12 protein-coding genes are annotated in these 15,233 nt (G+C 47.7%); 9 read left to right on the forward strand and 3 right to left on the reverse strand.

Going from position 1 to position 15,233, the window contains the following annotated elements:
• Both KVT36_RS08465 and KVT36_RS08470 read left to right on the forward strand, forming a co-directional pair.
• On the forward strand, positions 1-1,817 hold a 1,817-nt coding region (locus KVT36_RS08465), incomplete at its 5' end, for an efflux RND transporter permease subunit (RefSeq protein ID WP_217603059.1).
• Positions 1,818-1,947: 130 nt separating this feature from the next.
• Positions 1,948-3,081: an efflux RND transporter periplasmic adaptor subunit gene (locus KVT36_RS08470; protein WP_217603060.1), complete on the forward strand. Its 1,134-nt coding sequence runs from the start codon at positions 1,948-1,950 to the stop codon at positions 3,079-3,081.
• 59 nt (positions 3,082-3,140) lie between these two features.
• Here the strand turns inward: KVT36_RS08470 and KVT36_RS32975 are convergent, their stop codons facing one another.
• Positions 3,141-3,287, reverse strand: coding sequence for a YiaA/YiaB family inner membrane protein (locus KVT36_RS32975; RefSeq protein WP_368670011.1), 147 nt, complete (start codon positions 3,285-3,287; stop codon positions 3,141-3,143).
• A 262-nt stretch (positions 3,288-3,549) separates the two neighbouring features.
• Here KVT36_RS32975 and KVT36_RS08480 point away from each other — a divergent pair, with 262 nt between their 5' ends.
• The gene (locus KVT36_RS08480; RefSeq protein ID WP_217603061.1) at positions 3,550-6,765 is read left to right on the forward strand and encodes a CheR family methyltransferase; all 3,216 of its coding nucleotides are present in this window, start codon (positions 3,550-3,552) and stop codon (positions 6,763-6,765) included.
• Positions 6,766-6,874: 109 nt separating this feature from the next.
• On the opposite strand, the gene KVT36_RS08485 is transcribed toward KVT36_RS08480, so the two are convergent.
• On the reverse strand, positions 6,875-7,366 hold the full coding sequence (locus tag KVT36_RS08485; protein ID WP_217603062.1) for a hypothetical protein: 492 nt from the start codon (positions 7,364-7,366) through the stop codon (positions 6,875-6,877).
• Between the two features lie 155 nt (positions 7,367-7,521).
• Between KVT36_RS08485 and KVT36_RS08490 the strand changes: the two genes are divergently transcribed.
• Positions 7,522-9,111 carry an amidase gene (locus KVT36_RS08490; RefSeq protein ID WP_217603063.1) on the forward strand — a complete coding sequence of 530 codons (1,590 nt, stop codon included), beginning with the start codon at positions 7,522-7,524 and terminating at the stop codon, positions 9,109-9,111.
• Here KVT36_RS08490 and KVT36_RS08495 read toward each other — a convergent pair.
• Positions 9,103-10,242, reverse strand: a complete 1,140-nt coding sequence (locus KVT36_RS08495; RefSeq protein WP_217603064.1) for an aminotransferase class V-fold PLP-dependent enzyme — start codon at positions 10,240-10,242, stop codon at positions 9,103-9,105. The two genes, KVT36_RS08490 and KVT36_RS08495, sit on opposite strands and share 9 nt — an antisense overlap.
• A gap of 137 nt (positions 10,243-10,379) precedes the next feature.
• Here KVT36_RS08495 and KVT36_RS08500 point away from each other — a divergent pair, with 137 nt between their 5' ends.
• From KVT36_RS08500 to KVT36_RS08520, 5 genes are all read left to right on the forward strand, one after another.
• Positions 10,380-11,069: a hypothetical protein gene (locus tag KVT36_RS08500; RefSeq protein WP_217603065.1), complete on the forward strand. Its 690-nt coding sequence runs from the start codon at positions 10,380-10,382 to the stop codon at positions 11,067-11,069.
• Positions 11,070-11,106: 37 nt separating this feature from the next.
• On the forward strand, positions 11,107-12,813 hold the full coding sequence (locus KVT36_RS08505; RefSeq protein WP_217603066.1) for a hypothetical protein: 1,707 nt from the start codon (positions 11,107-11,109) through the stop codon (positions 12,811-12,813).
• A gap of 491 nt (positions 12,814-13,304) precedes the next feature.
• A complete protein-coding gene (locus tag KVT36_RS08510) occupies positions 13,305-13,655 on the forward strand; it encodes a VOC family protein (protein WP_217603067.1) in 351 nt (116 codons plus the stop codon).
• A gap of 118 nt (positions 13,656-13,773) precedes the next feature.
• Complete coding sequence (locus tag KVT36_RS08515) at positions 13,774-13,953, forward strand: class I lanthipeptide (RefSeq protein ID WP_217603068.1); 180 nt, start codon at positions 13,774-13,776, stop codon at positions 13,951-13,953.
• A gap of 138 nt (positions 13,954-14,091) precedes the next feature.
• Complete coding sequence (locus KVT36_RS08520) at positions 14,092-15,165, forward strand: NADH:flavin oxidoreductase/NADH oxidase (protein WP_217603069.1); 1,074 nt, start codon at positions 14,092-14,094, stop codon at positions 15,163-15,165.
• Positions 15,166-15,233: the final 68 nt, after the last annotated feature.

Genomic DNA, 15,233 nt, shown 5'->3' on the forward strand with positions numbered 1-15,233 from the left:
TGGCCAACTGGATCATGAAGGTAAAACATCATAAAGGCCCGGATGGCAAGCCGCTTACAGAGCAGGAAGAATTTGAAGCTTCCGGCCCGCATGCAGGTGAAAGCACCTGGGACCAGAAGAAAGCGCTGGTAGAACATCCCGGTGGCCATAACAACGGAAAGCTGAGCCGCTTTGATAAGCTGCGTAACCGGTATTTACGTTTTATTGACAGGATGATGCCTTACCGCAAACCCATTGTAACCGCTTACCTGCTGATAGTTTCGGGTATCGTATACCTGCTTATTACCAACATTGGGCGTGATGTGTTGCCAAAGGTGAATGGCTCCCAGTTCCAGGTACGTATGCGCGCGCCGGATGGTACCCGTATTGAAGAAACAGAGAAGAAGACCATACAGCTTACCAATGCGGTGAATGATATAGTAGGGAAGGAGAACGTGTCCATTACCTCTGCCTTTGTGGGCCTGCACCCGCAGCTGTTTTCCACAGCGCCCATCTTTTTATGGATGGCAGGCCCGCATGAAGCGGTATTGCAGGTAGCGTTAAGCGGGCATTATAAAACCGACCTGGATGGGCTGAAAGATAAGATCCGGGACCGCATGCACAGCATAGACCCGCAGGTACAGCTTTCTTTTGAGCCGATAGAATTAACGGATAAAATATTGAGCCAGGGATCGCCCACCCCTATAGAAGTACGTTTTGCCGGCCGTAATAAAAAGCTGAATGAGCAGTATGCGGCAAAGATGATAGAGAAATTAAAACAGATCCCTTACCTGCGCGATGTGCAGCTGGGCCAGTCTATCCACTACCCGGCCATGAACATTAACATTGACAGGATACGTGCTGCGCAGCTGGGAGTGGACCTGAATGATGTAACCCGTTCCCTGATAGCCAGCACCTCCTCATCCCGTTTAACGGAAAAGAATATCTGGGTAGATGAGCGTGCCGGCCTGAGTTATAACGTACAGGTGCAGGTGCCGGAAAACCAGATCACCAGCCGGAATGATATAGGTGAAATTCCGCTGTTGCGCAACGCGGCGCGCCCCATCCTGAGCGATGTGGCTACCATTACGCCGGACCGTACCTACGGTGAAAATGATAACCTGGGATCCTTACCGATATTAACGGTAACGGCTAACCTGAGTGATAAAGATCTTGGAGATGCTTCTGATGATGTGCGTAAGGCCATTGCCTCCCTGGGTGACTTACCCCGCGGGTTAAACGTGGAGCTGATAGGTTTAAGCAGCACGTTAACGGATACACTGGATAGTTTGCAAAGCGGTTTGATAGTAGCCATTGTGGTAATATTCCTGATGCTGGCAGCTAACTTCCAGTCTTTCAAAGTATCTGCCATTGTACTGGCTACGGTGCCGGCCGTGCTGTTAGGCTCCCTGTCCCTGCTGATGCTGGCCGGATCTACGCTGAACCTGCAGTCTTACATGGGGATGATCATGTCTGTAGGGGTATCTATAACCAACGCGGGATTATTGAACACCAATGCGGAGCAGATCCGCGTACACAACGGGGATGCGCTAACATCTGCCAAAGAGGCTGCTGCCCTGCGTTTGCGTCCCATCCTGATGACCGCCCTGGCAATGGTGGCAGGTATGATACCTATGGCCAGCGGCCTGGGTGAAGCCGGCGACCAGTCGTCACCTTTGGGCCGTGCGGTAATTGGCGGGCTGATAGCCTCCACCTTTGCGGCGCTGTTTATTTTGCCTTTGGCATTTGCATGGGGACAGGGCAGAACCACTACCCAAAGCGTATCCCTGGATCCGGAAGATGCGGACAGCATTCACTTTATACCTGTAAAAGCATAAAATTATGAGCGAGAATATAAAAGCGAATAAAATTCATTTTATGAAACGAAGCATGATAAACATTTCTCACACAGGGACATGGATATGCGGAGTTCCATCCGGCCAGATTAAAAAGACAAAAAATATGCGGATGAAACGAATATCAAAAAGCGCCCTGCTGCTTTTGCCAGTAGCGGTACTGGCGGTGATCCTGCAGAGCTGCGGTTCTTCACAGGCAGAGAATGAGAAACCGAAGGAAACAGCTGCCGCTGCACCGGCGCTGGAAGCCTTTAACCTGCAAAAAGGGGAGCTGTCATCCTCCATTCAGATACCCGGTGAGCTGGTTGCTTTTCAGCGTGTGGATCTGTATGCCAAAGTAAGCAGCTTTGTGAAAAAGCTGTATGTGGATGTAGGTAGTGAAGTAAGCACAGGGCAGCTGCTGGTAACCATGGAAGCACCGGAAGTGAACTCCCAGCTGTCTGGCGCAGAATCCCGCCTGAAATCACAGGAAGCAGTTTACCTGTCCAGCAAAGCTACTTATGACCGTTTGCTGGAAACCAGCAAAACGCCGGGCACTGTTTCGCAGAACGACCTGGATATTGCTTTTGCCAAACAAAAGTCAGACCTGGCGCAGCTGGATGCGGCTAAAGCATCTTATAACGAAGTAGGGGCTAACCGTAATTACCTGGAGATCCGCGCTCCCTTCAGTGGTGTTATCAGCCGCAGGAATGTGAGCGCCGGTGCGTATGTAGGCCCGGCCGGCAAGGGTTCAGACCTGCCGATCTTTACCCTGCAGGAGCAAAAGAAATTACGTTTAGTGGTAAGCGTGCCTGAAGCATATATTGGTTACCTGGGTAATAAGAGTGAGGTGGATTTTACCGCTAAGTCCTTACCTAATCAAAAGTTCAAAGCTAAGATAACCCGTTTGTCCGGCGTGCTGGATGAGCGCCTGCGTGCACAAAGCATAGAAATGGATGTAGAGAATAAGGAAAAGAAGCTGCTGCCCGGTATGGTGGCAGAAGTATCTATTCCCTTAACCAGTGAGGATGCCGCTGCTTTTGTGGTGCCTTCCAGCGCAGTGCTGAATTCAACACAAGGTGTGTACGTAATAAAAGTAGCTGGCAATAAAGCTGACTGGGTGCCGGTAAAAACCGGCCGCCGCGTGGATAACAGAACGGAGATCTTTGGCGACTTAGCCCTGAACGATGTGATTGTAAAAACCGCCAGCGAGGAAGTAAGAGATAGCTCGGCATTAAAGAATGTAAAAGTTATAGCAGAAAAATAGCATACGGGAACCATGCAATCAGGAAAGAACCTGCCGGGCCTCAACCCCTGGCGGGTTTTTCATGTAAGGCCACCAGGCATTAAAATGGTAAAGTAATAGCCTTTTTCATTTAGGAGCATTTCGGCTCTCCAAAGCCCGATTAAATAGCCGGGTATGATCATGAACAAACGGATAGGATGTAGAGCGTACTGTTCTGATATTACCATCCACCGGTTATATTCAAACTAATCATTTGCTGTTGCCCGCTACTCAGGCCGCAGTGGTTTTTATTGAACGGGATGTGAATTATTTTGCCTAAATTGGTACGGTTGCATACACCGGGCAGTCTTTGCTTTTACTCTCTCTTGCTACTGCAACAATGATCAATAGCCAATTTTTTGCTGACGGATCTGTAGAAAGTTGTTTATTCCTACATTAGTTATATTGTACCGGGATCCGCAGTTGTGTATGCCTCCTTAATTTCCAAGCATGAAAAGTCACAGTGATCAGGGTCAACATTTTATTATTGCCATAGGCGCTTCTGCCGGTGGTATTGAAGAGCTGCATTCTTTTTTTGATCATACTCTTCAGGACCACGCATCCTATATAATTATACAGCACCTTTCCCCGGATTATAAAAGCCGGATGGTGGAAATATTATCGAAACACAGCGTGTTAAAGGTAAGCGAGGCAACCAACGAAATGCTGGTGGAGCCGAACGAGGTATACCTGATCCCCAGCCAGCAGTATATGACCATCTATAACGGACGCCTGCTGCTGCGCAATAAGGAAAAGTCCGGTTTGCCGCATAAAACGATCAATACATTCTTCAATGCATTGGCTGTTGACTGCGGCCGCAAGGCCATTGCCATTGTTTTATCCGGCACCGGTGATGACGGCAGTGAAGGGATTATGAATATTAAAAAGGCCGGCGGCCTGGTAATGGTACAGGACCCTGCTGCTGCGCAATACAGCAGTATGCCTATGAACGCCATCGCTACTGGGGCGGTAGACCATGTTCTTTTACCGGAAGATATGCCGCCTGTGATAACGCAGTATATCAATAACAACGGGCATGATGCTACTTCTGTCGCTAAAAGCATACTGGAAGAAAAAAGTGTGCTGGCGGTTATTAACCTGATAAGGGAAAGATTACCATTCGATTTTTCAGATTATAAGCCTACCACCATATTGCGGCGTATTAAACGGCGGATGACCTATCATAATTTTGAGCAGGCGGATGATTACTACCACTATTTGCAGGCACACTCCGATGAGGTTGAAACGCTGGCCAAAAGTTTTATGATCAGTGTTTCCGCTTTCTTCAGAAATGCAGAGGCATTTGATATTATTGAAAGCGCCGTGCTGCCTGAGATCATCAAGGCTAAAAATGATCAGGATGAAATAAAGATATGGGTAGTTGGATGCGCTACCGGCGAGGAGGCGTATTCACTGGCCATTCTGCTTTATGAACAGCTGGCCGCTGCCCATAAAACAATTAATGTAAAGGTATTTGCTACCGACATCGATAAAGGATCGCTGGACTATGCCGGCAAAGGCATATATGCTGAACATATTGCCAATGAAATATCGCCGGAAAGACTGAAACAGTATTTTATAAAAGAGGGTAATACCTACCGTGTTAAACAGCACATCCGCAAAATGCTGATCTTTGCGCAACATAATGTAGTAAAGAATCCGCCCTATTGCAATATGGACCTGATCAGCTGCCGGAACCTGCTCATTTACATGAATATAACCCTGCAAGCCAAAGCATTGTCCATGCTGCATTTTGGCATGCGGCAGAACGGTTTTCTGTTCCTGGGCTCCAGTGAAAACCCCGGTATGCTGATGCCTCACCTTGACGAGATCAGTAAAAAATGGAAAATATACCGCAACCAGGCATCCTCTAAGCTGGTGCGGTTTGATATGTTTACTCCTTCCCTGGTGCCTAACCCGCAGACAGCATTGCTTACGCAGTCTAAAAAAACCGGCAGAACAGATAAAAAAAACAACCTGATGGAAGAAATAACCGAAATCCTGATGGAAGAGGGCAACTGTGCAGGTATTTGTGTAGATCAGGATAATACTGTTGTAAGATCTTTTGGGAAGGTCAACAATTTCCTACTGCAAAAGATCTTCAACTTTAACCTGATGGAGCTGTTGCCCAAATTGCTGGCCGTAGCCTTTATTTCCGCTTCCCGTACAGCCTGGAAGCAAAATGAGCCGGTAACGGTAACGGGTATACCCATCCCGGATCATACGCATGCAAAAGTGGTGACCATGAAAATAAGGCCCCTGAGCACCGGGGAAACCGGGGTACAGCTGCTGTTAGTGCTTTTTAAAGAAGAAGCGGCGGTAGCAGAAGGCCCGGCGGCATTGGCGTTTGATCAGCAATTATACCTGGACTCCGGTGTAATAAGCCTGGAAGAGGAGCTGCAGGAAACCAAGTCCCGGCTGCAGGAGTCACTGGAAAAACTGGAAGCCTCCAATGAAAATATGCAGTCCTTTAATGAGGAGCTGCTATCGGCCAATGAAGAAATGCAAAGCGCCAATGAGGAAATGCAATCTGTAAATGAAGAGCTACAAACCATTAACGCGGATTACCAGCTGAAGATCAAAGAGCTGATCGTGCTGAATGATGATATGGACAATTATTTCCGCAGTAACCTGAACGGGCAGCTGTTTGTGGATAAAGACCTGCTGCTGAAGAAATTTTCCCCGGCTGCCGTCCATCACATTAATCTGCGGGAAAGTGATATTGGCCGGCCTATCCATAATATTACCAATAATATCAGGAGCAGCACTATGGAGCCGGATATAAAGGCGGTGATCAGTACCGGGCAGCCCCTGTCAAGAGAAGTGGAAGCGGAGAACGGCCACTGGTACCAGATGATGATCATGCCTTACATCCGGCAGTCTGATAATCAGCAGGACGGCGCTATTATTTCCTTTAATGAAATAACGGAGCTGAAAAAAGCCCAGTCGGACCTGAACCGTACCAACCAGAGCCTGAAACGCATCAATGAAGACCTGGACAATTTTGTGCACTCCGCCTCCCATGATCTGCTGGGGCCTTTAACCAGCATAGAAGGGCTGATGAAATTGCTGAATGAAAAGCTGGACATGCAGGACCCCGACGTGAATTTATATGCCAGCATGATACAAACGTCTATTATCAATTTTAAGGAGAACCTGCGGGAGCTGGCAGAAATAGGTAAGGTAGAAAGCGAAATGCTGAAAGACGCAAAGATGGTGAACATAGCAGAAGTGCTGGAAGAAGTACTTTTCAGCATCCAGGATAAAATAGCGGCTGCGGGGGCTACCATTTTTAAAGACCTGAAGGAAAAGCAACTGCTTTTCTCAAAAAAGAACCTGCGCAGCATCCTGTATAACCTGATCAGTAATGCGGTAAAATTCGCGGCTTCTGGCCGTACTCTGCAGCTGCATATCAGCAGCTACCCGGAAAATGGCTACCTGGTGCTACAGGTAAAGGATAATGGGATCGGAATAGAAAAAAGTAAGCTGTATAACGTTTTTAACATTTATAAGCGCCTGCATCATGACATAGATGGTACCGGCATTGGGTTATACCTGGTGAAAAAGATTGTAGATGCTACAGGTGGGATGACCAAAGTGGAGAGCGAAGTGGGGAGGGGCAGCACCTTCAGCATTTATTTTAAGCGCGATCAGGCTTTGAATTAGTAAAAGCCCGCAGGCTTAAAATGTAAAGTAATAAATGTAAGATCTTAAATGTAAAAGTGGAATGTCACGAATAATAACCACGGCATTCCACTTTTATATTTTAAATTCTTTATTCTGTTACCGTAAAAGTAGCTTCGTTCACTTTATTTAAGCCGCTCATGCCGCCGGCCTGGTATACCACTTTGTAGGCACCCGGTTTGGTAACAGCATATCCTTTCAGTATATCCACCGTTGTAGTTACACTATCATGCGCCGGCACTTTCATGTAGGCTGCAGGGGGCGGGGGCATGATCCGTTTAGCCATAACGCCCCTGTATTGCGCGTTTTCGCCGTTAGCATCTGTAATATCCAGGTAAGCCGCCATAAAGCCTCCTGAGCCTTCAAAAGGCGTATGCCATTTGCAGAATGTAAGCGCCTTGCCGGTATTGTTCTTAACGGTAAAGGTTAACATAACCGGGCTGCCTGTTTTTACAGCGGCCGGTAAGGATAGTACAGTTTCCAGTTCGCCGGTGCCGGAAGCAGCAGTGGTGTGTTGCGAATGCTTACAGGCGCTAAAGCTAAAGAGCGACAGGCATGCTGCCGTGAAAATCAGGTTTTTCATTTGTTGTTGATTGTTTGCGGCCGCCAAATTAGTGAAATTATTCATAAACGCGGGCCCGCAGGTTTTAAATACAGGAGCGTACATGCAACTTTTGCGCCACAATAGCGACTATATAATGGTATAAATTCCTTATTTTAATTCTAAATGAACCTACTATGAACAGGAGAAAATTCCTGCAAGCCGGCTCCCTCACCAGCCTGGGTGTAGCCGCGGCCAGCTTAAGCGGCTGGGCCACTACCGCTGGTCCTGCATTTGCTTTGGAAGAAATAACCATTGCGCAGCTGCAGGAAAAAATGCAGCAGGGCCAGGCCACTTCCGTTTCCATTACACAGCTGTATATTAACCGCATTAAAACCATGGACCGCCAGGGCCCTAAGATCAATTCCGTAATTGAGCTGAACCCCGAAGCATTGTCTATTGCAGCTGCTTTGGACAAAGAACGGAAGCAGGGCAGGGTAAGAGGCCCGCTGCATGGCATTCCCGTACTGGTAAAGGACAATATTAATACCGGCGACCAGATGATGACCACCGCGGGCGCACTGGCCCTTGCCGGTAATAAAGCAAAGGAAGATGCCTTTATTATCAAACAATTACGTTTAGCCGGGGCCGTGTTATTAGGTAAAACAAACCTGAGCGAGTGGGCTAACTTCCGCTCAGAAAACTCAACCAGCGCGTGGAGCAGCCGTGGCGGGCAAACCAAATGCCCTTACATCCTGGACCGCAATCCTTCCGGTTCCAGCTCCGGCTCAGGCGCTGCTACAGCGGCCAACTTGTGCGCCATCAGCATAGGTACGGAAACAGATGGCTCTATTGTAGCACCAGCATCTATTAACGGCCTGGTAGGCATTAAACCTACGGTGGGTTTATGGAGCCGCTCCGGCATTATTCCTATTTCTGCCACACAGGATACGGCCGGCCCTATGGCCCGCAGCGTGCAGGATGCCGCTATTTTACTGGGCGCCCTTACCGGTGTGGATGCGGCAGATGGCGTAACCAAAGAAAGCGATGGCAAATACCTGAAAGACTATACGAAGTTTCTGGATAAGAATGGATTAAAAGGTAAACGTATTGGTATAGAAAAATCGCATTACAAAGTTTACCCTGGCCTGCTGGGCCTTTTAAAAGAGGCTATCAGCATACTGGAAGCGCAAGGCGCTACAGTAGTGGAGGTGGACCTGTTCAAGGCCCTGGAGCCTATTGAACGCCGGGCTGAGTTCCAGGTATTGCTGTATGAGTTTAAGGATGGTGTGAACCGTTATCTGGCCGGTACAGATCTGAAAGTGCGTACGCTGGAGGATGTAATTGCCTTTAATAATGCCAATGAATCCAGGGCCATGCCCTTCTTTAAGCAGGAAACCCTGATCAAGGCCAACGGCAAAGGAGATCTTAACAGTAAAGAATATACGGAATCAAAAGAAAAAACGCTTAGCTCCCGCAAGATCATTGCTGACCTGATGGCGGAACATAAGCTGGATGCTTTGTCCGGCATTACAAATGGCCTGGCCTGCTGTATTGACCTGGTGAATGGCGATTATGATAACGGGCCTTCCTTATCCACGCCCGCTGCTATTTCAGGCTTTCCGCATATTACAGTGCCTATGGGTTTGGTGCATGGGCTGCCGGCCGGTTTTTCCTTTTTTGCAACTGCCTACCAGGAACCGCAGCTGATAGCAATGGCCTATGCATATGAGCAGGCATCGCACAAGCGGCAGGCGCCCACATTTAAAAAAGACCTGTTAGGGTAATTGAATGTTGCCTAAACATTCAAACAAGCGGTTTATATCCTGCTGATCATTGTAAACATGCGGTGCAATACGGATGGCATTACCGCGGAAGCTCACATGGATATTGTTTTCCGGGAGCGCTTTTCTAATGGCCTGCAAATAGCCAACATCCGGTATGGTAATGCCACGCATATGGCCTGCATATTCAATATCCTCGCATTGAACAAACGGCAGCTGTTTGGCAAGCGCGGGTATGCTGCCGGTAAGTGCGGAAAGATAGTTATGGATGGGCTGTACACCCCATTCATTCAGCTGTTCCACTGCTGCCAGCGCAATGGGCGCCAGGTTAAGCTGTGAATACTCGCCCATATCAAAGCGGTGCGCGCCGGGTTTATAATGCTCCGTATAATTTACCAGCTGCGTAAAATCTTCACTGCCTTTGCGGGTAAGCCAGGAATATTCCAGCGGTATACCTTTTTCCTGCCAGGCAGGATTAACATACAGGTAGCCCAGTCCATAAGGACCTAACATCCATTTATAACCTGCGCAAACGGCAAAATCCGGCGCTATTTCATCAATATTAATTGGATACGCGCCCAGGCTCTGGCTAAGGTCCAGCACCAGCGGTATGCCCAGCGCGCGTGTTTTTTTACTGATGGCATCCAGGTGCAGCAAAGACCCGTCTGTCCAGTGGCATTGTGGGAGGGCCACCAACCCGGTTTGCTCATCTATTGCGGCCAGCACGGCATTGGTCCAGTTCCCGCCAACGGCCCGCGTTACGGTTTTTATGTGTAATTGCTGCGCCTGCGCTAATTGCTGCCATACGTAATAGTTGGAGGGAAACTCACGGTCCAGCAGCACAATATTTTTTCCTGCAGTTATTTGCATATTCCTGGCTGCTGCGGCCATACCATAACTTACAGAAGGTACCAGCGCCACATTATCCGCAGCTGTTTGAAAGATCTTTGCGGCTGCTGCACGCAATTGCTCCGGCTCATTAAACCAGTCTGCCGCCTGGTATACCCAGGGGTGCTGTTTTTTGTGGAGTGCGTTAATACCTTTGTCAGTGGCAGCTTTCAGCTGTGGCGACATATTAGCGCAGTTCAGGAATGTAATGCCGGCCGGAATATCAAAGCTTGTTTTTTGGAACATGTAGATCGGTTTAGAAGGGGAGGTAGTAAGATACGCAAATATACAATGACGCGCCACCCGTGTTTTGAAATCCGGATTATAATTTTTACTTTAGGTACAGCTATTACCCCTTAATAGAAATTAAACCCCAATTAGTTATGTCTGATGTTCCCCCGGGATCCCCATCAACCAATAACGCGCCGCCGGATACCAGCTGGCAGCTGAAATTGCTCCCCTGGATGATTCTTTTGCCAACAGTGCTGATCGGTGTTTTTATTGTGCAGGCTACCTCGCGGATGAAAAAGTTTGAAACATTCGTATACCAGCAGGAGCGCTCCATTTTTGAAAAAAGCCTGCCATCCCCTGCAGATACGGGCAACGCCATCACCAGGGATACTCACTATCAGCAATTGTATGTGCTGGCGCGTATGGAAGAGTATACTATTAATAAACGTTACAACCAGGCGGGCATCATTACTATGTCTACCATTTACACCAAGTACCTGGGCTTCCTCACCGGTATGATCCTGGCTATTGTTGGATCGGTGTTCATTATTGGTAAATTAAGGGAAGATCAGACGCAGACCGAAGGCTCACTGAAAGATGTATTGACGTTTAAAGTAGTATCATCCTCACCAGGTGTGATCTTTGCCATATTAGGTACTGTGTTAATGTCGGTGAGCATTATCAGTAAAGGCGAGGTAGATGTGAATGATGTACCGCTGTACCTGAACGGCGCCAATTTTATGAATGTACAGGATAGCACTACCCGGAAAATAGACAGCAGTAAAATAAACAAGCTGCCCGTTACTATTACAAAAGAACAGGCAGCATCCTCCCACCCCTAAAAAACAGCGTATGCGGATCTTAATTTTCATCCTCGTCATGCTGACATGCAAAACGGCTCTTTCACAAATACAGGTAGACCGTGCAAGGCTCATCAAACTTTTACAGGAAGGAAAAACAGGCGAAGTATTTAAGGAAGCCAACCGCCTGCGTGATAGCGTGTATGGTAAATGCGCCCTGGTAGATTATTTTATTGCAAAGAGCCTTTGCATGGATAAGTATTATGACAGATCCGGCATCTGGTTTGATTATATTTTAGCTAAATACCCGATGGACGATGGCTCACTGGCATTCATACGGCAGGAGAAAAATGCCTGCCAGCCCGGAAGGCCCGCGCCACTGGCTGCTGGCAGCACCTTGCTAACGTCAATGACTATCCCGTTACCCAAAACAGGCGCCGGTGTACGGGGCAAGATAGGTAAAGGCGGTTACATAGTGGAGGGCTGTTATGAGAACAAAGCCCTGGTGAGCTATGATAACATGCTGCCTGATGAAGCTCTGGCTGCGCGCATTTTTAACCTGGACCAGCCGGATACAGCGCTGGCAAAGCTGCAAAGCTTTTTACCGGCGGCCTATGAAGCCAAAGTGTACAAACGGTTTATACTGGTTACGCTCAAAGACAGATCCTACAACGAAGCCAACCTGGAAAGCGTAGCAGGCAGCCTGGATCGTGCATACAATTTTTACATACAACATTATTCCCTGCGGCCGCTGAATAAATTTATAACAGTATACCTGCTGCCCTCGCAAGCCGCATTGCAGGCTGCTGCGCAGGAGGTGCATCATATTAAGATAGGCAATGATGCCCTGGGGTATTCCATCCTGTCAGACCTCAGCCTGCTGGGTATTGCAGAAGATGATCCATCCACCATAGGCACCTTATATCATGAGCTCTGGCATTTAGTGATCCGTGGCGATGCAGGCGATATTCCGGCCTGGCTGGATGAAGGCATTGCCGGCCTGTATTCCAATTCTTACTGGGAGAATGATGTATTGCTGGGGAATAAAACAACCTGGCGGCTGGATGATCTTCGCAGTAAACGCCTGTCAGAGATAGGAGAGACCGTGCCCTCCCTGGAAGAGCTGCTGGGATACGACTGGAATAACTTTTACGGCGGCGCAGATAAGAACCTGTGTATGGCAACGGTGAATTATGCGCTTTCTAATTACTTCATGATCTATTTGCAGGAGCAGGGCGTGCTGCAGCAGCTGATGCAAGCCGTGAAAAACCGCCGTCCGCCGGGGATAGACAGTGCTGCTAACATACAGGACATAACCCTGCTGCCGGCGGTTACCGGTAAAGATGTAAGCGCGCTGCAAACTGCTTTCCGTGCCTGGTTTAAAAAAGCCTATTCCTTTGACCCATATGATAGCCCGCTTACACGAACTACGGCAATCATGAAGTTTAATTTTCAGCAGGAGCAGGATTCCCTGAAGCAAATACTATCAAACAAGCGGATGCAGGGCCGTATTAATATTGAGCAGTATAACCGTTACATGAACCGGATCACAAAAATTGAAACCGGCTATACCACTGCTGCAAAAAAGATCGATGAATTTAATGCACAGCAACGTACTCAGCACCCACCGGCGAATATGAATAATATGGTAGCCCAGCAACAAATGCAGCAACAGCAGCAAACGCAATCAGAAAATAAAAAGGTAAGCAGGTGGCGGAAGAAAATGAATCATGCCAAGGCAGACCTGATGAAGCTGAAGGAGAAGATCAACAGCGATGCGTTTTAACCGGCAGCACTTATAAAATATTCACACTACTTTTTCATTAATCCCCGTTTGCAGATAACAATATTTGGTACAACATGTTTTTCACGGCCGTTGCTGCGGAGCATCAAAGAACGGTCATGTGGTATTAGTTGTACAAAATAGCATATAATAATTGTACGAGTGACACTATTAAAATTCGTTTTGATCGCAAGCTTCTAATTTTGAGGTGTATAGATCATATTAAGGTAAGATGCCCGCGCGTAAATTTTCTGCATGCCATAACATCTACATGTGATAAAGATATGATACGCTGCCAGTATCTTTACAACGTTAAAAGTAGATAACTATCCCTATCCTATAGCCTTATACCTTGTTGTAACTCATTCTATGATTGTAACATGTTTTTCAATAGCCGTTCCACAGAGCGGCTATTTTTTTGTTGTTAAACCGCGCTTTCTTTTTGTTTTCCGGGTTAAAATTTGAAGATTTGCAAGGACCATTTACGTAACGCTATGAAAGTTAAACGGATTGTTACTAATATAACAGCTACCGATGTAGCTGCAGCCCAACGTTTTTACAGGGAGGCCCTGGAGCTGGATATTGTAATGGATCACGGCTGGATTGTCACATGTGGGGCCGGGGAGCAAATGCCTATTCAGATAAGTTTTGCTACAGAAGGTGGAAGCGGAACACCGGTGCCGGATTTGTCCATTGAAGTAGATGAGCTGGAAGTGGTTTATAAACGCATGCAGGAAGCTGGTTTTCATATAACATATGGCCCCGTAAATGAAACCTGGGGCGTACGTCGTTTTTTTGTACGGGACCCATTTGGCAAGCTGGTGAATATTCTCAGTCATACCTGACCCCTTTTCGCTCACATGATATGATTATTGAAAAAGGAACGGCGGTTCCTTGGAAAGCACTGTAAAATGGGCTAACTTTTGGAAGTTAATCTATATCCTTTCCCTTAAAAAAAGCATCATGAAAAAAATCCCATCAAAAAAACTGTCGCTATCGAAGATCCGGATTGCCAGCTTAAGCAAAGACAGGCAACAAACGCTGAAAGGCGGTTCCATTGAAACCTTTGACAGGAACTGTAAAACCTGGTATGTGGAATGTGGTACTGGTCCTTTCACAATTGCAAGAACCTGCGTAGAATAATTAAAGGAAGGTAACTTATTGGTAAAAGCCCGGTAGCATACTACCGGGTTTTGTTTTTAAGGAAAGCGCAGCACCGGTCCCGGCTACATGATAATTAGAAGATTTGTCTTATTATTAGGCTTTAATATCAAAGGGACCATGAGCAAATTACTATCGCCCATCACTATTGGGAACACCACTTTTAAAAATCGTATAACCATATCACCCATGTGCCAGTATTCGGCGGTAGGTGGTTTTGCTACTGACTGGCACCTGGTGCATTTGGGCAGCCGCGCTGTAGGCGGTGCAGGATTAGTGATGCAGGAAGCCACGGCCATAAGCCGGGAAGGCCGCATCAGCTATGGAGACCTGGGCATCTGGGAAGAAGAGCAATGTGTGAAGCTGCAGCAGATCGTAGCTTTTCTGCACGGGCAGGGTGCAAAAGCCGGTATTCAGCTGGCGCATGCAGGCCGCAAGGCCAGCTGTGAAGTACCCTGGAAAGGCGGGCAGCAGATCCCGTCAAATGCGGCAGATGGCTGGCAAACTTTTAGCGCAAGCGCTTTGCCATTTAAGGAGGGCCAGGAAGCGCCTTTAGCATTGGACCAGGCTGGCATTCAACAGGTGATCAGTGATTTCACGGCAGCGGCTACACGTGCCATACGGGCAGGGTATGATGTGATTGAGATCCATGCCGCGCATGGTTATTTATTACACCAGTTCTATTCGCCGCTAAGCAACCAGCGTACAGATGAATATGGCGGCTCTTTTGATAACCGGGTTCGTTTAGTGGTAGCCGTAGTACATGCCGTGCGGCAGGTATGGGAAAAAGGGAAACCTTTGTTTGTGCGCATTTCCTCTACCGACTGGACGGAAGGTGGCTGGACCATAGAAGATTCCGTAAAGCTGGCCCTGATCTTAAAAGAGGCAGGAGCAGATCTGATAGATGCCTCATCCGGGGGCAATGTAGCTGCAGCCAAGATCCCTGTTGCACCCGGCTACCAGGTAGGGTTTGCAGAACAGATTAAAAAACAAAGCGGCATTCTTACAGGTGCAGTAGGCATCATTACCACGCCGGAACAGGCAGAAGAAATTTTAACCAATGAACAGGCAGACCTCATCTTTATAGCGCGGCAAAGCCTGCGTGATCCTTATTTCCCATTACATGCTGCCACTGCTTTACAGGATGATATACAATGGCCGCTGCAGTATGAAAGGGCAAAGCTTAAACCATAGTTAACGTTCCTTTACCGTAAAATAAACAAGCGGCCGTCGCTATTCTATTAGCGGCGGCCGCTTGTTCA

The sequence above is a fragment of the Chitinophaga sp. GbtcB8 genome (assembly GCF_019091455.1).
GTDB lineage: Bacteria > Bacteroidota > Bacteroidia > Chitinophagales > Chitinophagaceae > Chitinophaga.

Excerpts from the sequence above, each read along its gene's own strand:
- KVT36_RS08470 (WP_217603060.1), top strand. The coding sequence starts at position 1,948 with ATGAAACGAATATCAAAAAGCGCCCTGCTGCTTTTGCCAGTAGCGGTA.
- KVT36_RS32975 (WP_368670011.1), bottom strand. The coding sequence starts at position 3,287 with ATGGTAATATCAGAACAGTACGCTCTACATCCTATCCGTTTGTTCATG.
- KVT36_RS08480 (WP_217603061.1), top strand. The coding sequence starts at position 3,550 with ATGAAAAGTCACAGTGATCAGGGTCAACATTTTATTATTGCCATAGGC.
- KVT36_RS08485 (WP_217603062.1), bottom strand. The coding sequence starts at position 7,366 with ATGAAAAACCTGATTTTCACGGCAGCATGCCTGTCGCTCTTTAGCTTT.
- KVT36_RS08490 (WP_217603063.1), top strand. The coding sequence starts at position 7,522 with ATGAACAGGAGAAAATTCCTGCAAGCCGGCTCCCTCACCAGCCTGGGT.
- KVT36_RS08495 (WP_217603064.1), bottom strand. The coding sequence starts at position 10,242 with ATGTTCCAAAAAACAAGCTTTGATATTCCGGCCGGCATTACATTCCTG.
- KVT36_RS08500 (WP_217603065.1), top strand. The coding sequence starts at position 10,380 with ATGTCTGATGTTCCCCCGGGATCCCCATCAACCAATAACGCGCCGCCG.
- KVT36_RS08505 (WP_217603066.1), top strand. The coding sequence starts at position 11,107 with ATGCTGACATGCAAAACGGCTCTTTCACAAATACAGGTAGACCGTGCA.
- KVT36_RS08510 (WP_217603067.1), top strand. The coding sequence starts at position 13,305 with ATGAAAGTTAAACGGATTGTTACTAATATAACAGCTACCGATGTAGCT.
- KVT36_RS08515 (WP_217603068.1), top strand. The coding sequence starts at position 13,774 with ATGAAAAAAATCCCATCAAAAAAACTGTCGCTATCGAAGATCCGGATT.
- KVT36_RS08520 (WP_217603069.1), top strand. The coding sequence starts at position 14,092 with ATGAGCAAATTACTATCGCCCATCACTATTGGGAACACCACTTTTAAA.